Raw genomic sequence first — 23,380 nt, forward strand, 5'->3', positions numbered from 1 at the left:
GCAAGGTCCCGGGCGGATCCGTTCGGGCAAAGGAGCGGGCGCAGCCACGAATGCGCCCGTTTCACGTTGACATAAGGGAAGCTGGCAGGCTTTATCCTTAGGAAAAGCATGGGCTTCCGGGGACTGCGAGCCTCAATCGCCACAGGCGGGGACCGCAGCAGGCCATTTCATCAATCTCCACGCCGCCCGTCGGGGACGAGCGGCCAATCCGCCGGTGTGCCGTGCAAGTTTACCTGCCCATCGCCGAACTGCCGATCAACATGTTCATGGTGTTCGGGATGGGTGGTGCCGTGGGCTTCCTGTCGGGCCTGTTCGGCATCGGCGGCGGGTTCCTCTTGACGCCGCTGCTGATCTTCTCCGGCATCCCGCCGGCCATCTCCGTCGCCACCGTCACCACCCAGGTCGTCGCCTCCTCGACCTCTGGCGTCGTCGCCTACTGGCGGCGCAAGATGATCGACTTCAAACTCGCCTGGATGTTGCTGGTCGGCGGCGTCGTCGGCTCGGCCGTGGGCGTCTGGCTGTTCGGCATCCTGCAGACGCTCGGCCAGCTCGATCTCGTCATCTCGCTGTCCTACGTCACCTTCCTCAGCGCCATCGGCGGCCTGATGCTGTTCGAGTCCTTGCGCGCCATGGCGCGGCGACGCTCCGGCGCCAAGGTGACGGCGCGCCGGCCGGGACAGCACAACTGGGTGCACGGCCTGCCGCTGAAGATGCGGTTCTACCGCTCGCGGCTTTACGTCAGCATCATCCCGATCATCGGGCTGGGTGCGATCATCGGCTTCCTGGGCACGATCCTGGGCATCGGCGGCGGCTTCATGATGGTGCCTGCGCTGATCTACCTTTTGCGGGTGCCTACCAACATCGTCATCGGCACCTCGTTGCTGCAGATCCTGGTGACCATGGCCGCAGCCACCGTGCTGCATGCCATGTCGACGCAGTCGGTCGACATCGTGCTGGCCATGCTCTTGATGGTGGGCGGCGTCATCGGCGCCCAGTTCGGGGCGCGCATGGGCCAAAAGCTGCGCGGCGACCAGCTGCGCCTGCTGCTGGCGCTGCTGGTGCTCGGCGTCGGCGTTCGCTTCGCGGTGAACCTGCTGATGCAGCCGGACGAGCTCTACGCGGTCGATCCCGCTCCGATCCTGGAGCAGGCGAAATGAGCGGCCGCCGCATCCTGCTGCCGATCCTCGGCCTGCTTGCCGTCCTGTTGGCGCAAGCCGGTGCGCCGGTGCGGGCGGAAGGCCTGGTCGCGGCCCTGTCGGCCGATGTGGTGAGGATCGAGTCCAACTACACCGGCACCAACATCGTCGTCTTCGGCGAGATCACCCGCGATGCCGGCACGGTCGGTCGGCCCGACCCGTACGATATTGCGGTGGTCGTCTCGGGCCCGGAGAGCAACATCACCACCCGTCGCAAGGGACGGTTCCTCGGCATCTGGGTGAACCGGGACGCGGAGGTCTTCGCCGACGTGCCGAGCTTCCTTGCGGTGCATACGACCCGGCCCCCGCACGAGCTGTCCTCGCGCGCCATCCTGGAAGAGCACCGGATCGGGCTGAACTTCCTCAACCTGCGGATCGCGCGGGCGTCCGATGTGCCGATCAGCGACCGCGACAATTTCCGAGCCGCCTTCCTGCGTCTGCGCCTTGCCGGCGGGCTCTACTCCGAGCGCCACGACGTCATCGACTTCTTGAGCAACTCGCTGTTCCGCACATCGGTGCCGTTGCCGGCCAACATTCCCGTCGGCGACTACAAGGTGACGGCCTACCTGCTGCAGGGAGGCACGCTGCTGGCCGAAACGCAGATGCCGCTGCGCGTCGCCAAGACCGGCTTCGAGCAATATACCTATTGGTTCGCGCACCAGTATTCGGCGGCCTACGGTCTGCTGGCGGTGCTGCTGGCGGTGTTCACGGGCTGGCTTGCCGGAGTGATCTTCCGCCGCGACTGACACGTATTCGCGCAAAAGCCTTTTACGGGCAGTGCAGGAGCGCGGAGGTGCACGTGGCAGCGGCCAAACCCGATCTCACCCGTTTCGCGGCCCAGCCGGGGCCGGCTGTCGCCGTACGGCTCGGTTATGCCGGGCTGCTGCCCTTCGTCTTCACAGCGGTCTATCTCGGGTTTGCGGCCATGCCGGGCGCGGATCTGCCGTTCGTCGAAACGCTCGCCCATGCCACGGCGGTCTATGGCGCCGTCATCCTGTCGTTTCTCGGCGGCGTGCGCTGGGGCATCGCCATGGCCGGGCGCCAGCGTGGAATGCGCGAGTTCGTACTGTCGGTGCTGCCCTCGCTGCTGGGCTGGGGCGCAGCGCTGTTGCCGCCGGTCGCGGCAATGGGGGTGCTGGCAGGCGGCTTCCTGATGCAGGCGGGCTGGGATCAAAGGGCCGCGATCAAGGGCTCCTTGCCGCTGTGGTACGCGACACTGCGCCGACGGCTCAGCATGGTGGTCACGGTGGCGCTGCTGGTGGCTGCGTCCGGCTTGCTGTTGGGCCGTGTCGCCTGAGATTTCAGTCGGAAACGAGACGGGTGGCGGTAAAGGGATAGAGCCGGCCATCGCCGAGCATGAAAACGGAAAACTCGCGCGCGGGAAAATACGGGCCCCAGGCGCCGTCCAACACGTTGAGCCCGCCGGTGAACACCCCGAAGGCGGGCAGCACCAGCCGGGTCCCGTCGGTGGCGAAGCACGGACGGCGCACGCTGCGCCCATAGCGGCGGATGCGGGCCGCGGGGTGCAGGTGTCCGGCGATTTCGCCGACGGCACCCTCGTGCGGCTCGTGGCGGAAGACGAGCCCTCCAAGGGCCACTTCGTCCACGGTCTCGCCGCACAGGCCGACGGGCGCGATGGGGTCGTGATTGCCGGTTACCCAGATCCACTCGCGGCCGAGCTGCAGCGTCGTCAGCATCGCCCGGTAGGAGGCGGGCAGGCGGTCGGAGCCTTCGCCGTCATGGAAACTGTCGCCGAGCGCGATCACGCGGGTCGGCTGGAACGCGTCGATCGCCTCGGCCAGCTTTTCCAGCGTCGCTGCCGTGTCGTAGGGCGGCAGCATCAGGCCCTTGCGGGCGAAGGACGAGCCTTTCTCGAAGTGCAGGTCGGCGACGACGAGCGTGTTCTCGTCCGGCCACCACATGGCGCCGCTGTCGTGAAGGCCGACGATTTCGCCCGCGATGGAAATGTCATGGCAAACGGGCGCGAAGCGTCGCACCTCTTTGCGGGCAAGAAACGGCCTCACTCCATAGCCTCCTTGACCAGATCGCCTGCGGCCCCTGCGAGAAGCGCTTCCTGCGCCTCGCCGAACACGGGCTCCTTGCCGATTTCCAACATCACCGGAACAGCAAGTGGCGAAACCCGCGCGAGGGGAGTATGCGCGATTCGCCCCCGAATTCGGGCAAGAAGTTCGCCCAATCTGGAGATATCCAGAAGTCCTGTCGCCGCATCCGCGAAAGTCGCCTGCAGCAGAATGTGATCCGGCTCGTGCCGGCGCAGAACGTCATAGATCAGATCGGCGGAGACCGTAACCTGCCGGCCGCTTTTTTCCTGCCCCGGGTGCCGGCGCTCGATCAGTCCGGCGATCACGGCGCAGGTCCGGAACGTGCGTTTCATCAGGCTCGATTCGGCCAGCCAGGCGTCGAGATCGTCGCCGAGCATGTCCTCGTCGAAGAGCTCTTCGAGCGACAATTGGCCGCGTGCAATCAGTGCGTCGAGGTCACCCAATCCCCATACCGCAAGCGCGTAGTCGTTGGCGACGAAACCCATCGGATGGGCGCCGAGCCGCTCCAACCGCCGGGTCAGCAGCATGCCGAGGGTCTGGTGGGCAAGGCGTCCTTCGAAGGGATAGCAGACGAGATAGTGCTTGTCCGAGCGCGGGAAGGTCTCGACCAGCAGGCCGTCGGGTTGCGGCAGGGCCGAGCGCAGCTTCTGGATCTCCAGCCACTCGCGCACCTGGTGGGGCAGGGCTTGCCAGCTTGCCGGATCGGCGAGCATCGCCCGCACGCCGGCGGCAAGATATGTCGAGAGGGGGAACTTGCCGCCCTGGTAGGACGGGATCTTCGGCGCCTCGGCGCGGGCGCGCGAGACATAGGCCTCGTTTTCCCGCAGGCCCTCGAACCGCAGGATCTCACCGGCGAACAGGAACGTGTCGCCGAGGGCGAGTTGCTCGACGAACCATTCCTCCATCTCGCCGAGCATGCGTCCGCCGCGGCCGATCGGCGTGCGCCGGCCTTCCGACTTCGAGCGCACCAGTCGCACCTTCAGCATCGGCGCCTCGACGATGGTGCCGACATTCAGCCGGTATTGCTGGGCGATCCTGGGATGCGACAGGCGGAAGCATCCGTCGGGCTGCCGCTTCAGCCGCGCATAGCGGTCATAGGTCCGCAGCGCATAGCCGCCGGTCGCGACGAAATCGACCACCTGCTCGAACCGCTCCCACGCAAGGTCGCGATAGGATTCGGCCGAACGGACCTCGTCGAACAGCTCCAGCGGATCGAACGGACCGGCGCAGGCGCAGCCGAGCACGTGCTGGGCAAGGACGTCGAGCGCGCCCTTGCGCAGCGGCGGCGTGTCCTGCCGGCCGGCGCGCGAGGCGTCGAGCGCGGCCTTGCACTCCAGCACCTCGAAGCGGTTGGCCGGCACCAGGATCGCGCGCGAAGGCTCGTCCATGCGGTGGTTGGCGCGGCCGATGCGCTGGGCGAGGCGGCTTGCGCCTTTCGGCGCGCCGACATTGATCACGAGATCCACATCGCCCCAGTCGATGCCGAGGTCGAGCGAGGAGGTGCAGACGATGGCACGCAGGGAGCCGGAGGCCATCGCCGCCTCGACCTTGCGCCGCTGGCCGACATCGAGCGAGCCGTGATGCAAGGCGATGGGCAGGTTGTCCTCGTTGGCGTGCCACAGGGCCTGGAACAGCATCTCGGCTTGCGAGCGCGTGTTGACGAAGACCAGCGAGGTCCGGTGCTGCGAGATGATCCGGTAGATGTCGGGCACCGCGTGGCGCGCCGAATGCCCGGACCAGGGCAGCCGCTCGTCGCTGTCGAGGATGGTGATGTCCGGCTCCGCACCGCCAGCGACCGTGACGACGTCGGCGAGCGCGCGGGCGGCACCCTCGCTCTGCGGTACCAGCCAGGCGCGCAAGTCGTCCGGCTCGGCGACGGTCGCCGACAGGCCGATGGTGCGCAGAGAAGGCGCGATCCGGCGCAGCGCCGCAAGGCCGAGCGCGAGCAGGTCGCCGCGCTTGGAGGTCACCAGCGCATGCAACTCGTCGAGGATCACCGTGTCCACGCCGGCCAGCATCTCGCGCCCCTGCGCATCCGACAAGAGCAGGGCGATCTGCTCCGGCGTCGTCAGCAGGATGTCCGGCGGGACTTGTTTCTGCCGCTGCCGCTTGTGCGCCGGGGTGTCGCCGGTGCGGGTCTCGATGCGGATGTCGAGGCCGATCCCGGCGACCGGGGCCTCCAGGTTGCGGGCGATGTCCACCGCCAGCGCCTTCAGCGGCGAAATATACAGCGTGTGGACGCCCCGCTGCGAACCGGCGGCCCCCGGCTTGCGGCGCGGGCGCTCGGACAAGGCGACGAGGCTGGGCAGGAAGCCGGCCAGCGTCTTGCCCGCGCCCGTCGGGGCGATCAGGAGCACCGAGCGGCGCGAGCGGGCCGTTTCCAGCAGCTCGAGCTGATGCGCGCGCGGGCTCCAGCCCCGGCTTTCGAACCAGCGGGAGAAGCGTTCCGGCAGAAGGGGCGGGGCCGCGGCATCCATCGGCTTCAGAGATAGTTGTTCCTTGTCTGTTCGTCGAGCCGGGATGCATTTCCAATCCTCCCGAACACTCCTACATAGGAAGGATGATGCGTGAGGCCTCCCCTTCTGCCGGAACGACCGGCGGCGATGTGCTGACCCTGACGGCAGCAGGGCTCTATTGTCCGGCCGGCGGATTTCATATCGATCCTGTTCGCCCCGTCGAACGGGCCCTGGTGACCCATGGCCATGCCGACCATGCGCGTCCCGGCAACGGCGCGGTCATGGCCTCGCGTGAGACGCTCGACATCATGGCGATCCGCTACGGCGAGGATTTCGCCGGCGCCCGGCAAGAGGCAGTGCCGGGCGAGGCGGTCCGGATCGGCGACGTCTCCGTCTCCTTTCATCCGGCCGGCCATGTGCTCGGCTCCATGCAGGTGAAGATCGAGACGGCTCGGGGTGCGCGCGTCGTCGTCTCCGGCGACTACAAGCGGCAGCCGGACCCGACCTGCGCCCCCTTCGAGCCGCTGGACTGCGAGGTGTTCGTCACCGAGGCGACGTTCGGCCTGCCGGTGTTCCGTCATCCGCCGGTCGCCGAGGAGATCGGCAAGCTGCTCAAGAGCCTGTCGCTGTTCCAGGGGCGCACGCATCTCGTCGGCGCCTATTCGCTCGGCAAGGCGCAGCGGGTGATCGCGGAACTGCGCGCCGCCGGGTACGAGCGCACGATCTACCTGCACGGGGCGCTGGAGCGGCTTTGCAGCTATTATCGGGCGCAAGGGATTGCACTCGGGAGCCTCGAACCTGTCGGCCAAAGGGCGAAGGAGCTTGCCGGAGAGATCGTGCTGTGCCCGCCCGGCCAACTCGCCGACCGCTGGGCCCGGCGCTTCGGCGATCCGGTGACGGCGGTCGCCAGCGGCTGGGTGCGGGTGCGGGCGCGCGCCCGCCAGCGCGGTGCCGAACTGCCGCTGGTGATCTCCGACCATGCCGACTGGGATGGCTTGCGGGAAACCGTGGCGGAGACCGGGGCGGGCGAGATATGGGTTACGCATGGCGCCGAGGAGGCCCTCGTCCATTGGTGCCGGCAACAGGGGCTGGCCGCCCGTCCGCTCAACCTCATCGGCTATGGCGACGAGGGCGACGCGGCCGAGCCGGCAGGCAGAGTCGAGGCGGCGGAAACGACCGCAGGAATCGGGAGCACGACATGAGCGAAGAGCATCGGGAACCGGACGGCCTGGCGGAGCCGGACGAGGGCTATGACGAGGAACTGCTCGACCTGTTCGATGATTACCGGGAGTCCTTCGAGGATTACGACGCGGAAGCCGTGGCCGATTGCTTCGCCTATCCGGCGGTGATCTGGCAGTTCGGCAAGGGCAACGTCTTCCAGGACGACGAGGAACTGCTCGAGAACATCGAGACGCTGTTCGCTGCGCTGGAAAAGGAAGGGGTGGTGACCTCGGCCTTCGACATCCTCTCCGCCCATGTGGAGGGGGATGCCGCCATGGCGACGCTCGCCTGGACCCAGTCGGACGCCGGTGGCGAACCGGTGATCGAGTTCACCTGCCATTACCATCTGATCTACGACGGCGATGCCTGGCGGATCGCCATGATCGTCAACGAGCCCTGAGGGATTCTTAGAAGGGACGATGCAGCGTTTCGCCGCCCTGCTGGACAGGCTGTCCTTCGAACCGCGCCGGTCCGCCAAGCTCGCGCTGATGACGGATTACTTCCGCAGCGAGAGCGATCCGGCGCGGGGGCTGGCGCTTGCCGCGCTGACCGGCGGTCTCAGTTTCCGCCATGCCAAGCCGGCGATGTTGCGGGCGCTGGTCGCCGAGCGGGTCGATCCGCACCTCTTCGAGCTCTCCTACGACTTCGTCGGCGACCTGTCCGAGACCATCGCGCTGATCTGGCCGGCGGCGGGCGGTGGGGAGATCGCACCGCCGGATCTGCCCGAAGTGGTGCAGCGGCTGCAGCAGGCAGGGCGCAGCGAGGCGCCTGGCATGATCGCCGAGTGGCTTGATGCGCTCGACGAGACCGGCCGCTGGGCCCTGCTGAAACTGGTGACCGGCGGTTTGCGCGTCGGCGTCTCCGCGCGCCTTGCCAAGACCGCCGTCGCCGCGCTCGGCCCATTGCAGGCGGACGATATCGAGCAGGTCTGGCACGGGATGTCGCCGCCCTATGACGGGCTGTTCGCCTGGGCGCTGGGCGAGGGCGAACCGCCGCAGACCGACGATCCTGTGCCGTTCCGCCCAGCCATGCTGGCGCATCCGCTGGAGCCGCGCGACATGGAGGTGTTGGACACCGCCGACTTCGCCGCCGAATGGAAATGGGACGGCATCCGCGTCCAGGCCGCCGTCTCGGCAGGGCGCGACGGGCGGCTGTGCCGGCGGCTCTACAGCCGGACGGGCGACGACATTTCGGGTGCCTTTCCCGACCTGGTGGAGACGCTCGACTTCGACGCCGCGTTGGACGGCGAGTTGCTGGTGGTGATCGACGGCAAGGTGCAGAGCTTCAACGCCCTGCAGCAGCGCCTCAACCGCAAGACCGTCTCGGCGAAGATGATGCGCGAGTTGCCGGCGGCGATCCGGGCCTACGACCTGCTGGCGCTCGGCGGCGAAGATCTGCGCGAGCGGCCCTTTCGCGAGCGCCGGGCGATGCTGGAGCAGTTTCTCAGGCAGCTCGACCATCCGCGCATCGACCTGTCGCCGCTGGTGCCCTCGCCGGACTGGGACGCGCTGGCCAAAGCCCGCGAGGCGCCCGCCGACCATCACGAGGGTGAGGATGCCGCAGCCATCGAGGGCCTGATGCTGAAGCGTTGGGACGCGCCCTATGTGCCGGGCCGGCCCAAGGGCCAGTGGTACAAGTGGAAGCGCGATCCCTTCCGTGTGGATGCGGTTCTGATGTACGCGCAGCGCGGTCACGGCAAGCGCTCGTCTTATTACTCCGACTACACGTTCGGCGTCTGGCGGGAGAGCGGGGAGGGGGCCGAGCTCGTGCCCGTCGGCAAGGCCTATTTCGGCTTCACCGACGAGGAATTGCTGGAGATCGACCGCTTCGTGCGCCAGAACACGATCAACCGCTTCGGCCCTGTGCGCGAGGTGCGCCACGAGCCGCAAGTCGGACTGGTGATCGAGGTCGCCTTCGAGGGACTCAACCGCTCCACCCGGCACAAGTCGGGGGTCGCCATGCGCTTTCCCCGTGTGGCGCGGCTGCGCTGGGACAAGCCGCCGGCGGAGGCGGACCGGATCGAGGCGCTGCTGGCCCTGCTGCCGCAGGACGAGGCCGCGGCGATACGTTGATATTGCCGTGTGGTTGCCCGAGGTCACTTGATTGCCGGGCCGTCCCGTCGCAGGGTGCCTCGCGACGATTACCGAGCGAGGTCCGCACCGTATGCAACGTGTCATCGACTACTATTACACCCACGCGTCCCCCTGGGCCTATCTGGGCCATGCCGCCTTCCTGGAGATGGCGGACAAGCAGGGCTATGCCGTGCGCTTCCGTCCGGTGTCGCTGGCGGCCGTGTTTCCCGAAACCGGCGGCCTTCCGCTGGCCCGCCGCCATCCGGTGCGCCAGGCCTATCGCCTCATCGAGCTGCAGCGCTGGCGCGAGCATCGCAAGGTACCGCTGACGCTCCAGCCCGCCTATTTCCCGGTCAATCCGGATCTTGCCGACAGGATCGCCCTGGCGTTGGCCATCGATGGCGGCCCGGTCGCAGCCTATACGCAGGCGGTGTTCGAGGCCCTATGGGTGAACGAGAAGGACATCGCCGACGAGGCCGTGCATGTCGCGATCCTGACCGGGCTCGGGCTGGACCCGGCAGCGGTGATCGCCCATGCCGGCGAGAAGACGATCGTCGATCGCTACGAGGAACATCAGTCGGAGGCGATTGCCGCCGGCGTGTTCGGCTCGCCGAGCTATGTGCTCAACGGCGAGGTGTTCTGGGGCCAGGACCGGCTTGCGCTGCTGGAAGAGGCCCTTGTGAGCGGTCGCCCGCCCTACGAGCAGCCGTAAGCGGCAGGGGTTCGGCGCAGCGGCTAGCTGCCGTGCTTTTGCCACGCCGGAGCGCCATGATGGCACACGTCCCAGACTGCGGAGAGCGAGATGAAGCGGATAGCGATTTGCCTTGTCCTGATCGGCGCCATGGCGCCGGCTTCCGCGCTGGCCCAGTCGGCGGCCGGGTCGGGCGAGCGTCCCGATGCGGATCCGGACCGCTATATCCTCTCGCCTGCCGGGGAGAGCTTCCTGCGGCTCGACCGTCAGACCGGCCGCATCGCCCAGTGCGTGCAACGCGACGAGGCCTGGCGCTGTGTTCTCGTGCCGGATGTCCAGATCGTGCTGGAAGAGGAAATCGCGCGGCTGTCCGAGGAAGTGGCGAGCCTGCGCGCGGAAAACCGCCGGCTGGCGGAAAAGGCCGGCGAGCCGGCGGCGCCTGAAGGTCGTACGCCTGCGGCCCCCGAGCGTCACAGCCTGACGCCGGAGGAGGAAAAGGACATCGACCGCGCGATGGACTTCACCGAGAAAGCGATGCGCCGCTTCTTCGGTATGATGAAGACGTTCCGCCAGGAGTTCGAAGGCCTCGCCCAGTAGGGGCGTCCCCGATTCCGGGCGTACCCGGGAACGGTATCGCAGCCTCAGTGCTTCATTGCCGCCTTGATGATGGCGCCCCGCACAGCGTCTTCCAGCTTTGCCGCCTTGCGGGTCTTCAGGTTCATCGCCAACGCCACCACGTCGCAGACCGCCGCCAACCGCAGGGTACGTGCCTCGAACAGGTAGTGACGGAACGAGAAGGTGGAGGTGGACGCGCCGGTCAGCCCGCTCATCGTCACGGCCGGCTCCCCCATTTTCAGCGGACTGGCCCAGACCAGCTTCATTTCGACGGCGACCCGTCCGTAGTCGCGCGCCTCCAGCCAGGCCTCGGTCATCGGCGTGCGGTTCCACAGATGCGGTGCCGCCTCGCTGAAACAGCCGACGGCGAAGCTGTCCTCCGCCCGTCCGTCCGGTCCGGCATGGCGCGGCAGGACGGTCGCCCGGTGGGTGATGGCGGCGCCGGCCGCCTCGATCTGGCGCGCGGTGAGCGACAGGGTTTCGGGCGTTGTCGGCAGGCTGCGCGGCAGGGCGGCATCCGGCATGGGCGCTGCGGCGTCCTCGAAGCGGCGGCGGAGATCGCGTGCCACCTGGTCCGACGGGGCATAGCCGTCCACCGCGGTAGCGGCGATAGCTCCGTCGATGGTGCGCCGCAGCTGGTGCACGACCGTCAGCATGTAGGGACCGTCGAAGGCGATATGGCTGGTCATCACCAGCGTGTCGCCGGAATAAAGCTCCGCATGATAGCGCACATGGCGGGCGCGGCGGACGCCGGCGACCGCATCGCTCAAGCCTGTGAGCAGGCGGAATTGGCGGTCGGCTTCGTCGAAGCGCGACAGGTAGAACTGGACGTTGAGATGGTCGTTCTCATCGCATTCCCAGCAATTGACGAAAGAGAGCAATGTCTCGAAGGCGGGCATGGTCGGCGTCTCGGTGGCTCTAGGATGGGGGATGGGGCCGGACAGGAAAGGCGGTCAGGCGGCGGCCAGGCTGCGGTTCAGGAAGGCGTCGATGGCCCGGTTGCTGGCCCGGGCGATCTCCAGATCGAAATGCTGGAAGACGTGGCATCCTCCCGGATGGACGGCGATTTCGGCGGTATTGCCGGCCGCGACCCAGCGGGCATGCATGAACAGCGTGTCGTCGAGCAGCGGGTCCGCACTGCCGACGACGAAATGCGCCGGCACCAGCCCGTGCAGATCGGCAAGCAGCGGCGAGATGTCCGGATCCGCCGCATCATGTCCGTGCGAGAGATAGTGGCGCACGAACATCTTGAGGTCGCGGGTGTTGAGCACCAGCTTGCCGGTGCCCCAGTTTCGGGCGCTCGGGGTCAGCCGCAGATCGAAGCAGCCGCAGGTGAAGACGGCGGCGCCGAAGCGCGCGGGAAGGTCGGTGCGCCCGCGCAGTCGCAGCAGCACCGCGGCCGCGAGATTGGCGCCCGCCGATTCGCCGCCTATGGCGAAGCGGTTGCCGCCGAACAGCTTTTCGCCCTCGCTCAGCAGCCAAGCCGCCGCCGTCTCGCAATCGTCGGGCCCTTGCGGATAGGGGTGCTCGGGCGCCAGCCGGTAGTCGCAGGAGATGGCGGTGAGGCCGGTGTCTTCCGCGAGTTCCGCCAGGCGGGGGTCCTGTTCGTCCGCCGCGCCCAGGGTCCACCCACCGCCATGCAGGTGCAGGTAGGCGCCGGTGGACGGGCGCGTCTTCGGTGCGAGAATGCGCAGGCGCACTTCGCCATGGGGCCCTGGCACGGCAATCTCCCGTGCGTCGGGGGAGCGGGGGGCGATCGGGAAGGGGCCGAGCCCTTGCGCGCGCCTTTCGCGCACCACGGCAGGCGGATAGGACCACTGGTCCGGCAGCAGGGTCAGGCGCCGCAGCAGGTCCTTGTTGAAGGCCTGCGTTTCTGCGGATGCCGCACCGAAGGGCGTGCGGGAAGCTTCGTCTTCGACCATGTCGCCGGGCGCCTCGTCTGCCAGTCGTGCCTGAAGGGAAGGTACTCCCGATAAGGCTAGTCGTATGACATCCTCCTGCCAAGCCCCAACCCGTTAAACCGATTGATCTATCGGCATAAAGTGGTCCTGTGCCGGACTATCGGCAGGTTGCGCGCCTTGCGTGCAGGGCCGGCCGGCGGCATACTTCGTCGCCGTGGCGAGGCGGACGGAACCATGCGGCAGAGTTATCGCACCCCGATCTTCGAGACCTGGACCTTCGAGGACGACGGCCTGGACCTGCGCCAGCGCATGGGCCGGTTGATGGTCGCGACGTCCGGCCAGCGCTTCTACGGCATCGGCCGCAGCCTCGGTGCCTGGCTTACCGAACAAAATGCCCGCGACGGCGAGCTATCTGTCTTCCTCCGGCACACGTCGGCGTCGCTCACCATCCAGGAAAATGCCGATCCGGATGTGCAGGCGGACCTGCTCGATGCGCTCGCGCGGCTCGCTCCTGAGGATGCCGGCTGGCGCCACCGCTCGGAAGGCCCGGACGACATGCCCGCGCATGTGAAGACGATGCTGACCGGCGTCAGCCTGCGGGTGCCGGTGGTGGCCGGACGGCTCGATCTCGGCACCTGGCAGGAGGTTTACCTGGTGGAGCACCGGCGTGACGCCCAGCAGCGCAGCCTGACGCTGCGCTATCTCGGCACCTAGGCGTCAGCTTGCTGCGTCCTGCTGCTCCGCGAACCTGCGGCAGGCCTCGACCAGGGCCGCGACAATGCCCGGCTCGCTGGCCGCGTGGCCCGCATCCTCGATGATCCTCAGCTCCGCTTCCGGCCAAGCTTGCGCAAGGTCGACGGCATTCTTGGCCGGTGTCACCACATCGTGCCGGCCGTGCACGATCACCGCCGGAATGTGGCGAATCCGTCCGACATTGCGCAGCAACTCGTCGTCATGGGTGAAGAAGCCGCCATTGACGAAATAGTGCGTCTCGATCCGCGCGAAGGCATGGGCGTAGTGCGGGTCAGAGAACGAGGCCTCGCGCGCCGGATCGCGCAGGACCGAGAGGGTGGAGCCCTCCCACCGGGCCCAGCGCGTTGCCGCCTCGAACTGCATCGCCTCGTCCGGACCGGTCAGGCGCCGGTGATAGGCGGAGATCATGTCGTTGCGCTCGTCTTCCGGGATCAGGTCGCGGAACGGTGCGAAGAGATCGGGATAAAGCCAGCTGGCTCCTTCCTGGTAGAACCACAGCAGCTCGGCCCGCCGCAGCAGGAAGATGCCGCGCAGCATGAGCGAGGTGACCCGCTCGGGATGGGTCTGCGCATAGGCGAGGGCCAGCGTCGAGCCCCAGGAGCCGCCGAACACCTGCCAGCGGTCGATGCCCAGATGTTCGCGCAGCTGCTCGATATCGCCGACCAGATCCCAGGTGGTGTTTTCGCGCAGCTCCGAATGCGGCGTGGACCGGCCGCAGCCGCGCTGATCGAACAGCACGATCCGGTAGCGCTTGGGATCGTGGAAGCGGCGCATGATCTCGCCGGCGCCCCCGCCCGGTCCGCCATGCAGCATCACCACCGGGATACCCTGCGGATTTCCGCATTCCTCGAAATAGATCGTGTGCAGCTCGCTGACGGCCAACTGGCCGGTGCGGTAGGGCTCGATCAGCGGGAAAAGCGCGTCTGTCATGGTCGGATCCGTCTGTGCGGGAGCACGTGTCGGCAAAACGGTAGCCCGAAGCGCTGCGCCTGTCGCCTGTGCGTATCGGTGGGACTGCGGTTCTCCCCGTGAAGTCGGCCAAGCCGGCGGGTCAGGATGCGCCGTCGACCATCACCGGCGTGCCGGCGGGCTTGCGGATCTCCTCCACCATCGCCTGCACATGGCGAGAGGGCGCAGGCGTGACCAGGCTGACGAGGATGGCGACGGCAAAGCCCACCGGCACGCCGAAGATCGCGGCCGACGTGTTGCGGATGCCGTACCATTCGGCCATGCCGCCATACTGCGTCATCACCAGATAGGCGAGCGTCAGACCGAAGCCGGCGATCATGCCGCAGACCGCCCCCGCCGTCGTGCAGCGCTTCCACCAGATGCCGAGCACCAGGGCCGGAAAGAAGCCGGAGGCGGCGAGCGAGAAGGCCCAGGCGACCATCGAGAGGATGTCGGACGGGCGGCTCGTCGCAACGATGGCCGCGACGGCCGCGGTCGCAAGCAGGAAGAGCCGGGCAACGAGAAGGCGCCGGCTCGCGGGGGCGCGGCTGTCGAGCGTGCGGTAATAGACGTCGTGTCCCAAGGCGTTGGAGATGGCCAGCATCAGGCCATTGGCGGTGGACAGAGTTGCCGCGAGGCCGCCGGCGGCCACCAGACCGGCGAGGACGTAAGGCAGGCCCGCCATCTCCGGCAGGGCCAGCACGATGACGTCGCGGTCGATGGACAGATCCCCGAGCCGAAGCACGCCGGCATTGTCCGGCACGGCGGTGCAGGCCTCGCGCACCGCATCGGCGGAACTTGCCGCCGTGCCGCAGATCTCGACCAGCCCGAGCCGGCCGTAGGTGTAGATCCAGCCGGGCAGGGCTTCCAGGCTGGCGCCGACGACGTTCTGGTAGATTTCCAGCTTGGCGAAGGCGGCATAGGCCGGAACGGTGGCATAAAGCAGCAGGACGAAGAACAGGGTCCAGCCGGCGGAGCGGCGCGCATCGCGCACGCTCGACGTGGTCAGGAACCGCATCAGAAGGTGCGGGAGCGACGCGGTGCCGATGATCAGGCAGACGACCAGGGCGGTGAAGTTCAGCGGATCGAGCGCTTCCCCCGGAACGAGATGACGAACAAGCGTGTCGGGATCCGCAAGGCCGGAGGCGAGCATCTGCTGTTCCAGCGCGGCGATCTGCTCCAGCGCCTCGCCATAGGCGAGCTGGGCGAGCGGCATGCCGAAATGCTGCGCCGACAGGATCGTCACGGGCAGCATGAAGGCGACGATCAGCACCAGATATTGCGCGACCTGGGTCCAGGTGATGGAGCGCATGCCGCCGAGCAGAGAGCAGACCAGCACCGTGCCGAGACCGACATAGACCGCGGCCTCGAAGGAAATGCCGAGGAAACGCGAGGCGATCAGGCCGGCGGCATAGAGCTGCGCCACCACATAGGTGAAGGAGCAGACGAACAGCACGATCACGCCAGTCAACCGGGCGGCATGGCCGCCGAACCGCGCGGCCAGGAAATCGGGAAGGGTGAAGGCTCCGAATTTGCGCAGATACGGTGCGATCAGCACGGCAACCAGCACGAAGCCGCCGGTCCAGCCCAGCAGATAGGCGAGTCCGTCGAAGCCGAGCATGTAGAGCGTGCCCGCAAGGCCGATGAAGGATGCGCCGCTGAGCCAGTCGGCCGCCGTCGCCATGCCGTTGAAGACGCCCGGCACCTGTCGTCCCGCAACGTAATAGTCGGTGACGTGGACCGTGCGGCTGGCAATGCCGATGCCGGCATAGAGCACGAGCGTTGCTGCCACGAACAGGTAGCCGAGGATTTGCTGCGGCACGCCGATCTGCTCGAGGACGACGAGGCCGGCGATGAAAGCGGCAAGGAGGCCGGCGACAGTGCCGTAGAGCTGGCCGGCGCGGCCGGCGACCTTGTCTTTTCTCATCAAAGCTCCTCCCCGGCATCGAGCGGTTCGGGTTCGGCGACGCCGGCCTCGCGGTCGAGGCGCTCCTGGCGGAAGATGAACCAGACGGTGAGCAGCAGGAATGCGACCAGCGACCCTTGCGCGGCCATGTAGTAGCCGAGCGGAAAACCTGCGACGCGGGTTGCGTTGAGCGGTTCGGCGAAGAACGGGACGACGAGGGCGAAGACGGCCAGAATGGCGAGCGTGACGAGGGCAAGAGCGATCGTGCGTCGCCAGCGGCGGCGCTGGGGGGACATGCCCGGCTTTCCGTCAAAGGTCATCCAAGTCCTCCGGCATCCCCGAGCGGTGCCCACTATTCTGGATATGCGATTCGCTCAGCTTCCAGTATGCCCGTGTGGCCGGCTTGCACGAGCCGGCGCCGCCACCGTAAGAGCTGGCGGGTCGTCGCCGCAAGCCACGGCTTGATGCTGAGCGGGCCAGTGGCGATAATGCCGCGTATTGCCGGTTTGCCCGAGAGGGCGCCGGCTGGGGGGGAGCGAAGCCGCGATCTCGCTGGAGAAGAGGCGACGTCCGTCCGGGTTCTGGGAGGGGCCCGTGCGGAAAGCGCGTTTGATCGCGGTCAGCGTCTATGGAGGACACCGGCGTGCCGGACAGCGCTACGTATCATTTCGTGGTTGCGGATGATCATCCCTTGTTTCGCGGCGCCTTGCGTCAGACGATCGAGCGCCTCTATCCGGGGGCGGGCATCGTCGAGGTGGGGACGCTCGAGGATGCCGCCGCCGAACTCGAGCGCCACGGCGAGGTCGACCTGCTCTTGCTGGACCTGTCGATGCCCGGCATGCGCGGGTTTTCCGGATTGATGTACCTGCGCGCCCAGTACCAGAGCGTGCCTGTGGTGATCGTCTCGGCCAGCGAGGATACCGGGACGATCCGGCGTTGCATGGAACTCGGCGCCTCGGGCTTCATCCCCAAGTCGCTCGGCATCGAGGTCATTCGCGAGGCGGTGTCGCAGGTGATGGCCGGCGGCAGCTGGACCCCGCCCGACATCGATCTGGGCGAGGCCGACGGCGAGGCGAGCGCCATGGCGCAGCGCCTGTCCACGCTCACGCCGCAACAGGTGCGAGTGCTGATGATGTTGTCGGAAGGCCTGCTCAACAAGCAGATCGCCTATGAGCTCAGTGTTTCCGAGGCGACCGTGAAGGCGCATGTCTCGGCGATCCTGCAGAAGCTCGGCGTCGAAAGCCGGACGCAGGCGGTCATTGCCGCTGCCAAGATCGAGCAGGGCCAGTGGCTGGCCGCGGAGGCCCGCTGACGGGCCGTTCCACGTGCTCTGCGAAAGGAGTTGTCAGCGCGCAAGGCGCGCCTCGGCCGGCGGATAGCCGAGGCCGCCGCGCTGGCCGAGCTGGCCTTGGTGGCAGGTGCCGCAGGACGAGATCACGTCCATCACCATGGGTGAGCCGTTGGGCGCGACAGCCATGTAGAACCAGTCGTCGGTCTGCGGCGAGCGGCCCGGCTCGACCTTTTCCATGAGGAACAGCGGTCCCGGCTGGGCGCGTCCCCGCTCGTCGACGGAAAAGGACTCGGCCGCGATCAGCGAGCCGACGGGCATTTGCACCTTGCCCTCGCTGAAACGCAGGTAGTCCTGCGCGCCGACCTGATTGACATAGGTAACCAGGTGCCGGCCACCATGGGCTGGCGAGAATGCCGGATAGCGGCTGGCCGGCGCCCACGAGCGGTAATCCTCGACATAATCCGCCGGGATCCAGCGCTTGTCGCCCTGTCGATAGCCCTCCCGCAGGATGTCCTGCAGGCAGTCGTAGACGGCGCTTGCCTCATCCGCGGCAAGCTCGGTGTTCGGCCTTGCGGCGATGCAGCCGGAGGCCTGTCCCTCGGGGGCGGCCAGGAGCAGGGCGAGCATCGCGCCGGCCGGCAGCAGCAGTCTTGTCATGTTCGTCTCTCTGGCACGTCCGTGCGGCTCGATCCGGTCGCCGGCGCCTTGCGACCACGACGATCCGAACCCCGCAAACGGGGCGGCTTGATGGCGATCCAAGGCTTTACACGGATGTCTGAACGCGGGACGTGATGCCGATCACTCGGCGGCGGCCGTCGCTCCTGCACTGCGCACGCGGGAAAGATAGGCCCTGAGCGCCGCCGGCTTCACCGGCTTGTTAAGGATCTCGATGTCCTTGGCGGAGGCTTCCGCGCGTACGCCCTGGCTGCGGTCGGCGGTGACCAGCAGGGCGGGGATCTCGATGCCGAAGCGCCAGCGCAGCTGCACCACGGCCTCTACGCCCGTTCCCTCGTCGAGATGGTAGTCGGCGATCAGCACATCGGGCCGTTCGCCCGCCTCGAACGTTTTGCGGGCCGCCTCGCGCGGATCCAGCGCTGTCGTTACTCGGCAGCCCCAGCCCGTCAGCAGCACACGCATGCCGTCGAGGATCTGGGGCTCGTTGTCGATGGCCAGCACATGCAGGCCCTTGAGCGGGGCATCGTGCGGCGCCGGCGGCGGAGGCGTGGCAAGGGCAGGGACGGAGGCGGCCATCGGCAGCTCGATGCAAAAGCGCGAGCCGAGCCCGGTACGCGACTCCAGCGTCACCGGATGGTCGAGTACCCGCGCGATGCGCTCGACGATCGACAGGCCGAGCCCAAGGCCGCGCGCCTCGCGGGCGCCGTCGTCCAGCCGGTGAAACTCCATGAAGATCAGCTTCTGCTTGGACTGAGGAATGCCGATACCGGTGTCGAACACCTCCATCAGCACCTTGCCGCGGCGGCGCCTGACGCCGACCAGCACCCGGCCGCTGCGCGTGTACTTGATCGCGTTGGAGATGAGGTTCTGCAGCAGCCGGCGGAGCAGCCGGCGGTCCGAGCGCACGCTGAGGCTCGTCGGCAGAATGGCGAGGCGCAGGTTCTTTTCCTCGGCCACCGGCTCGAATTCGGTTCGCAGCGGATTGAGGATCTCCTCCAGCCGGAAGACGGTGATCTCGGGCTTTAGCGCGCCGGTATCCAGGCGGGAAATGTCCAGCACCGCACCGATGATTTCCTCCACCGATTCCAGCGAGGCGCCGACATTCTGCACCAGGTGCTTGAGCTCTCCTTCGGTGAAGCGCTCGGTCAGGCTGGAGGCGTAGAGTCGCGCGGCGTTGAGCGGCTGCAGGATGTCGTGGCCGGCGGCGGCAAGGAAGCGGGTCTTGCCGATATTGGCCTCCTCCGCCAGCGCCTTGGCATCGGTCAGCTCCTCGTTGACGCGGGTCAGTTCGAGCGTGCGCTCGCGCACCCGCCGCTCCAGCGTCTCGTTGGCCCGCGCCAGTGCCTCCTCGCCGAGCACCCGCTCGGTGATGTCTGTATAGGTCGTGACGATGCCGCCGTCCGGCATCGGGCTGGTGCGCACCTCCAGAACGAGGCCGCTGCCGCTCATGTGTTCCTGGAAGGTCTCGTGGCGCACCACCAGCTTGTCCAGCCGGTCGCCGACGATCACTTCCACCGGGTCGGCGCCCAGTTCCCCGCGCTTGGCGTTGAAGCGGATGATGGCATCGAGCGGCGTGCCGACCTGGCCGTATTCCGCAGGCAGGCCGAGCAGCTCACGGAACTGCCGGTTCCAGCAGATCAGTCTGAGGTCGCGGTCGAAGACGGAGATGCCCTGGCGCACCTGGTCTAGCGCGGTCTGCAGCAGGTCGCGATTGTACTGGATAGCGACCGTGGCGTCGTCGAGCAGCTTCAGGGCGCCCTTGCCGCTGGGATCGCGGCGCTTGACCAGCAGCGACAGCACCAGCCGCGAGGAGGCGGCGCCGATGGCGCTGGCCAGCAGCTGCTCGGAAAAGCGCAGGATCTGCGCATCCGCCGTGGCGCTGGGGTCGAAGTCGCGGCCGCGCTCGCGGGCGAAGCTCTGGAACGAGCGCTCGGTGCGCTCCTCGCCGAGATAACGGGCGATGGTCGACTTGAGGTCGCCGGCGGTCACCGAGGTGCGCCACAGGCGCAGCCCCGGCGTCGGCGACAGTTCGGACGGCACGAAGATGTTGGCCTGCAGCCGCTCCACAGGCTCCGGCGTGCGCGACAGCGAGAACATGATGTAAGCGCTGATATTGGTCGCAAGGCTCCAGAAGACGCCATGGGTGAGCGGATCGAAGGCAAGCGAGAACAGCGCCTGCGGCCGCAGGAGCCAGATGCCGAAGGGGCCGTTCTCGATCAAAGTCACCGGGATCAGGCCGGATTGCGCGAAGGTCGGCAGCAGCAGGGTGTAGACCCAGATGGCGAAGCCCACCAGCATGCCGGCAATGGCCCCGCGCGCCGTACCCCGCCGCCAGACGAGGCCGCCGAAGAAGGCGGGGGCGAACTGTGCGATGGCGGCGAAGGACAACAGGCCGATGGAGGTCAGCGCCGCCGTGTCGCCGGCTGCCCGGTAATAGGCATAGGCGAGCAGCAGCGTGACGAAGATCGCCGCGCGCCGCGTCAGCAGCAGGATCCGGCTCATGTCCTCGCCATGGGAGGCGATGATCGCGTCCTCGCTGGAGCGACGCAGCACCAGCGGCATCACCAGATCGTTGGAGATCATGATGGCAAGGGCAACGCTGGCGACGATCACCATGGCGGTGGCCGCCGACAGGCCGCCGATGAATGCGAACAGGGCGAGCCACGGGTGATTGGCGGCCAACGGCAGGGCGAGCACGTAGGAATCCGGGTTGGTTGCTGGGTCCAGCATGATCATGCCGGCCGCCGCGATCGGTACGACGAAAAGGTTGATCGCAACCAGATAGAGCGGGAACAGCCAGGTCGCCCGCCGCAGCTCGGCGCCTGAGTTGTTTTCCGTCACCGTGACGTGGAACTGGCGCGGCAGCAGGATGACGGCGATGGCCGAAAGCAGCGTCATCACCACCCAGTTGCCGCCCGACAGTTCGCCCGACATCGCCCCCACAACCTTGGGGTCTGCGGCCATGGCGGCGAAGAGGTCGCCGGGTCCGTCATACAGCGAATAGGTGACCCAGATGCCGACGGCGAGGAAGGCGACGAGCTTGACCACCGCCTCGGCGGCGATGGCCAGCATCAGCCCCTCCTGGTGCTCCGTCGCATCGATGTGGCGGGTGCCGAAGGCCCAAGCGAAGATCACCATGCCAATCGCGATCATCAAGGTGATGTCGTCGAAGAAGGGCAGGCCGGTCTCGCCGGTCTTCAGGTTGAGATGCGAGATCAGCGTCGTGACGGATAGCGACACCGCCTTCAGTTGCAGCGCGATATAGGGGACGATGCCGACGACGGCGATGATCGCGACGACGGCGGCCACCGGCTGGCTCTTGCCGTAGCGCGCGCCGATGAAGTCGGCGACCGAGGTGATGCGCTCGCTCTTGGCCAGGCGAATGATCCGCCGCAGCAGGGGATAGCCGAGGGCGAAGACCAGGATCGGCCCGATATAGATGGTCAGGAACTCCAGCCCGCTGCGGGTTGCCGTACCCACGGAGCCGAAGAAGGTCCAGGACGTGCAGTAGACCGAAATCGACAATGCATAGATCAGCGGCCGGCCGTTGCCGGACGTGGTGAAGCGCGCCTTGCGGTCGCCATAGCTGGCAACGGCGAACAGCAGAAGCACGTAGCCGAGCGCCGCGACGACGACGACCCACCCTTCGACCATGCGTTGCGTTCCTCCCCAAGCTTGTTCCCGGATCGGACCATGTTTGCCGGCGTCTGTCCATTCGACGCTTGGCGGTAAAGCTCCGGTGCGAAAGCGAAAACAGGGAGATTCCCGGATGGATAAGCCCGTGCTAAACCGGAAGCTGCAACCGGACATGGCCGGCCGCCGCTTTTTGGGCGGATGCCGGCAGCCATAGGAGGGAGCCAGCATGCTGAAGGAATTCAAGGAGTTTGCCGTCAAGGGCAACATGATCGACATGGCGGTCGGCATCGTCATCGGCGCGGCCTTCGGCGCCATCGTCTCCTCGCTCGTCGACGACGTGATCATGCCTCCCATCGGCCTGCTGATCGGCGGTGTCGATTTTTCTCAGCTCTTTCTGGTCCTGAGTGAAGGCACGGCGCCCGGACCCTATCTCACCGTCGAGGCGGCGACGGCCGCCGGCGCAGTGACCTGGAACATCGGCCTGTTCATCAACGCGGTGATCAAATTCCTGATCATTGCCTTCGCGCTGTTCATGGTGGTCAAGGTGGTCAACCGCCTGCGCAAGGAAGAGCCGGCCGCCCCTCCCGCGCCGCCTGCTCCCAGCCGCGAGGAAGTGCTGCTGACCGAGATCCGCGATCTTCTGAAGACGCGCTGAGGCGCGGCTCGCCCGCATCGACGACAGGCAGGACACATCCGAGAAGAGTTTCACCCGGGCGGGTCCTGCCACTCCCCCTCCCTTTCTCAATCAAAGACAGCTTGTTCCCATGGTCGATATGATGTCCGCGCTGCGGCCGGAGGCGCGTCAGGCGCCCGAGAGCGGTATTGTCGAGGTCGTGAACTTCGCGCGCGAGCGCGACGACCTGATTCCCCTGTGGGTCGGGGAGGGCGACCTGCCGACGCCGGACTTCATCCGTGCAGCCGCCGAGGCATCGCTGGAAAAGGGCGAGACCTTCTACACTTATCAGCGCGGCATTCCGGCGCTGCGCGAGGCGCTGGCGCGCTATCACCTCAAGCATTTCGGCCGCGACTGGGGCGCGGAGCGCTATTTCGTCACCGGCTCGGGCATGCAGGCGATCCAGCTTGCTGTCCAGGCGATTGCCGGTGCGGGAGACGAGGTGATCTATCCTTCGCCGGCCTGGCCGAACTTCCCGGCCGCCATCGGCATCATGGGCGCCAGGGCGATCCCCGTGCCGCTCGATTTCTCGCCCAACGGCTGGACGCTGGATCTCGATCGCCTATTCGCCGCCGTGACCCCGCGCACCCGCGCAATCTATCTGAATTCGCCGTCGAACCCGACCGGCTGGATGGCCGACAAGGAGACGCTGGCCGCGATCCTGGATGAAGCCCGCCGCCGGGGCCTGTGGATCGTCGCCGACGAGGTCTACAGCCGCTTCGTCGAAGGGGATGCCACCCGCGCGCCCTCCTTCATGGACGTGGCCGAGCCGGACGACCTGATCCTGTACGTCAACACCTTCTCCAAGAACTGGGCGATGACCGGTTGGCGCATCGGCTGGCTCTCCGCCCCGCCGGCTCTCGGCCAGGTGGTGGAGAACCTGATCCAGTATTCGACCTCGGGCGTCGCCCAGTTCATGCAGCGCGCCGCCGTGGCCGCACTCGACGAGGGCGAAGAGTTCATGGCGCTGCAGCGCAGACGTGCGACCGCCGGGCGCGCCATCGTCGAGGGGCGCTTGGCGGCCACCGGGCGGCTCCGCTACGCGCCGCCGCAAGGGGCCTTTTACCTGTTCTTCGGCGTAGAGGGCTTTTCCGATAGCCGGGAACTGGCCAAGCGGATCGTCGCCGAGACGGGCGTCGGCCTTGCGCCCGGCAGTGCCTTCGGCGAGGCGGGAGAGGGGTTCCTGCGCCTGTGTTTCGCCCGTTCGGCAGACCATCTGGAGGCGGGGGCGGAGCGCCTCGCCGACTGGATGGCGCGTTGACGAAGCACGCGACTCTGCGTTA

The 23,380-nt window shown here is 67.4% G+C and carries 21 protein-coding genes; 12 read left to right on the forward strand and 9 right to left on the reverse strand.

Annotated features, from left to right (window positions below; genetic code table 11):
* The first annotated feature begins 221 nt into the window (after positions 1 to 221).
* Genes MNI96_RS12455 through MNI96_RS12465 form a run of 3 tightly spaced genes read left to right on the forward strand, consistent with a single transcriptional unit; the run spans position 222 to position 2,493 of the window.
* Entirely contained in the window at positions 222 to 1,157 is a 936-nt protein-coding gene (locus MNI96_RS12455; RefSeq protein ID WP_249693564.1) for a sulfite exporter TauE/SafE family protein, read from the forward strand.
* Positions 1,154 to 1,942 carry a TIGR02186 family protein gene (locus MNI96_RS12460; protein WP_249693566.1) on the forward strand — a complete coding sequence of 263 codons (789 nt, stop codon included), beginning with the start codon at positions 1,154 to 1,156 and terminating at the stop codon, positions 1,940 to 1,942. The genes MNI96_RS12455 and MNI96_RS12460 overlap by 4 nt, the downstream gene beginning before the upstream one ends.
* Before the next feature lie 53 nt (positions 1,943 to 1,995).
* Positions 1,996 to 2,493 (forward strand): DUF3429 domain-containing protein, encoded by a 498-nt coding sequence (locus MNI96_RS12465; protein WP_249693568.1) that lies wholly within the window; start codon positions 1,996 to 1,998, stop codon positions 2,491 to 2,493.
* Between the two features lie 4 nt (positions 2,494 to 2,497).
* Here MNI96_RS12465 and pdeM read toward each other — a convergent pair whose 3' ends face one another.
* Together pdeM and MNI96_RS12475 are read right to left on the reverse strand one after the other, a co-directional pair.
* Positions 2,498 to 3,220: a ligase-associated DNA damage response endonuclease PdeM gene (pdeM, locus tag MNI96_RS12470; RefSeq protein ID WP_502960333.1), complete on the reverse strand. Its 723-nt coding sequence runs from the start codon at positions 3,218 to 3,220 to the stop codon at positions 2,498 to 2,500.
* Positions 3,217 to 5,736, reverse strand: coding sequence for a ligase-associated DNA damage response DEXH box helicase (locus MNI96_RS12475; RefSeq protein WP_249693570.1), 2,520 nt, complete (start codon positions 5,734 to 5,736; stop codon positions 3,217 to 3,219). Before MNI96_RS12475 ends, pdeM begins: the two co-directional genes overlap by 4 nt.
* An 86-nt stretch (positions 5,737 to 5,822) precedes the next feature.
* On the opposite strand from MNI96_RS12475, the gene MNI96_RS12480 reads away from it, so the two are divergent.
* From MNI96_RS12480 to MNI96_RS12500, 5 genes are all read left to right on the forward strand, one after another.
* The gene (locus MNI96_RS12480; RefSeq protein WP_249693572.1) at positions 5,823 to 6,917 is read left to right on the forward strand and encodes a ligase-associated DNA damage response exonuclease; all 1,095 of its coding nucleotides are present in this window, start codon (positions 5,823 to 5,825) and stop codon (positions 6,915 to 6,917) included.
* Positions 6,914 to 7,336 carry a DUF6841 family protein gene (locus MNI96_RS12485; protein ID WP_249693574.1) on the forward strand — a complete coding sequence of 141 codons (423 nt, stop codon included), beginning with the start codon at positions 6,914 to 6,916 and terminating at the stop codon, positions 7,334 to 7,336. The genes MNI96_RS12480 and MNI96_RS12485 overlap by 4 nt, the downstream gene beginning before the upstream one ends.
* 19 nt (positions 7,337 to 7,355) lie before the next feature.
* Complete coding sequence (locus MNI96_RS12490) at positions 7,356 to 9,008, forward strand: cisplatin damage response ATP-dependent DNA ligase (RefSeq protein ID WP_249693576.1); 1,653 nt, start codon at positions 7,356 to 7,358, stop codon at positions 9,006 to 9,008.
* A gap of 91 nt (positions 9,009 to 9,099) precedes the next feature.
* Positions 9,100 to 9,720, forward strand: a complete 621-nt coding sequence (locus MNI96_RS12495) for a 2-hydroxychromene-2-carboxylate isomerase (RefSeq protein ID WP_249693578.1) — start codon at positions 9,100 to 9,102, stop codon at positions 9,718 to 9,720.
* 90 nt (positions 9,721 to 9,810) lie between these two features.
* Positions 9,811 to 10,296 carry a hypothetical protein gene (locus MNI96_RS12500; protein ID WP_249693580.1) on the forward strand — a complete coding sequence of 162 codons (486 nt, stop codon included), beginning with the start codon at positions 9,811 to 9,813 and terminating at the stop codon, positions 10,294 to 10,296.
* A gap of 44 nt (positions 10,297 to 10,340) precedes the next feature.
* On the opposite strand, the gene MNI96_RS12505 is transcribed toward MNI96_RS12500, so the two are convergent.
* Both MNI96_RS12505 and MNI96_RS12510 read right to left on the reverse strand, forming a co-directional pair.
* Positions 10,341 to 11,213: an acyl-CoA thioesterase gene (locus MNI96_RS12505; protein WP_249693582.1), complete on the reverse strand. Its 873-nt coding sequence runs from the start codon at positions 11,211 to 11,213 to the stop codon at positions 10,341 to 10,343.
* Between the two features lie 54 nt (positions 11,214 to 11,267).
* Positions 11,268 to 12,236 (reverse strand): alpha/beta hydrolase, encoded by a 969-nt coding sequence (locus MNI96_RS12510; protein WP_249693584.1) that lies wholly within the window; start codon positions 12,234 to 12,236, stop codon positions 11,268 to 11,270.
* 213 nt (positions 12,237 to 12,449) lie between these two features.
* On the opposite strand from MNI96_RS12510, the gene MNI96_RS12515 reads away from it, so the two are divergent.
* On the forward strand, positions 12,450 to 12,929 hold the full coding sequence (locus tag MNI96_RS12515; RefSeq protein ID WP_249693586.1) for a secondary thiamine-phosphate synthase enzyme YjbQ: 480 nt from the start codon (positions 12,450 to 12,452) through the stop codon (positions 12,927 to 12,929).
* Positions 12,930 to 12,932: 3 nt separating this feature from the next.
* On the opposite strand, the gene pip is transcribed toward MNI96_RS12515, so the two are convergent.
* The 3 genes from pip to MNI96_RS12530 all read right to left on the reverse strand — a co-directional run bounded on the left by pip (position 12,933) and on the right by MNI96_RS12530 (position 16,142).
* Positions 12,933 to 13,898 (reverse strand): prolyl aminopeptidase, encoded by a 966-nt coding sequence (gene pip, locus MNI96_RS12520; protein ID WP_249693588.1) that lies wholly within the window; start codon positions 13,896 to 13,898, stop codon positions 12,933 to 12,935.
* A 121-nt stretch (positions 13,899 to 14,019) separates the two neighbouring features.
* Positions 14,020 to 15,843: a sodium:solute symporter family protein gene (locus tag MNI96_RS12525; RefSeq protein WP_249693590.1), complete on the reverse strand. Its 1,824-nt coding sequence runs from the start codon at positions 15,841 to 15,843 to the stop codon at positions 14,020 to 14,022.
* Positions 15,843 to 16,142 (reverse strand): DUF4212 domain-containing protein, encoded by a 300-nt coding sequence (locus tag MNI96_RS12530; protein ID WP_249693592.1) that lies wholly within the window; start codon positions 16,140 to 16,142, stop codon positions 15,843 to 15,845. Before MNI96_RS12530 ends, MNI96_RS12525 begins: the two co-directional genes overlap by 1 nt.
* A gap of 323 nt (positions 16,143 to 16,465) precedes the next feature.
* Here MNI96_RS12530 and MNI96_RS12535 point away from each other — a divergent pair, with 323 nt between their 5' ends.
* A complete protein-coding gene (locus MNI96_RS12535; protein WP_249693597.1) occupies positions 16,466 to 17,134 on the forward strand; it encodes a response regulator in 669 nt (222 codons plus the stop codon).
* Between the two features lie 33 nt (positions 17,135 to 17,167).
* Here MNI96_RS12535 and MNI96_RS12540 read toward each other — a convergent pair whose 3' ends face one another.
* Together MNI96_RS12540 and MNI96_RS12545 are read right to left on the reverse strand one after the other, a co-directional pair.
* The gene (locus MNI96_RS12540) at positions 17,168 to 17,770 is read right to left on the reverse strand and encodes a hypothetical protein (RefSeq protein WP_249693599.1); all 603 of its coding nucleotides are present in this window, start codon (positions 17,768 to 17,770) and stop codon (positions 17,168 to 17,170) included.
* 141 nt (positions 17,771 to 17,911) lie between these two features.
* Positions 17,912 to 21,442, reverse strand: coding sequence for a PAS domain-containing hybrid sensor histidine kinase/response regulator (locus tag MNI96_RS12545; protein WP_249693601.1), 3,531 nt, complete (start codon positions 21,440 to 21,442; stop codon positions 17,912 to 17,914).
* A gap of 208 nt (positions 21,443 to 21,650) precedes the next feature.
* On the opposite strand from MNI96_RS12545, the gene mscL reads away from it, so the two are divergent.
* Positions 21,651 to 22,079, forward strand: a complete 429-nt coding sequence (gene mscL, locus MNI96_RS12550) for a large-conductance mechanosensitive channel protein MscL (protein WP_249693603.1) — start codon at positions 21,651 to 21,653, stop codon at positions 22,077 to 22,079.
* A 109-nt stretch (positions 22,080 to 22,188) separates the two neighbouring features.
* Complete coding sequence (locus tag MNI96_RS12555) at positions 22,189 to 23,358, forward strand: pyridoxal phosphate-dependent aminotransferase (RefSeq protein ID WP_249693606.1); 1,170 nt, start codon at positions 22,189 to 22,191, stop codon at positions 23,356 to 23,358.
* The last annotated feature ends 22 nt before the right edge of the window (positions 23,359 to 23,380 follow it).

This window comes from Stappia sp. WLB 29 (assembly GCF_023507705.1).
In the GTDB taxonomy this organism is placed as follows: Bacteria; Pseudomonadota; Alphaproteobacteria; order Rhizobiales; family Stappiaceae; genus Stappia.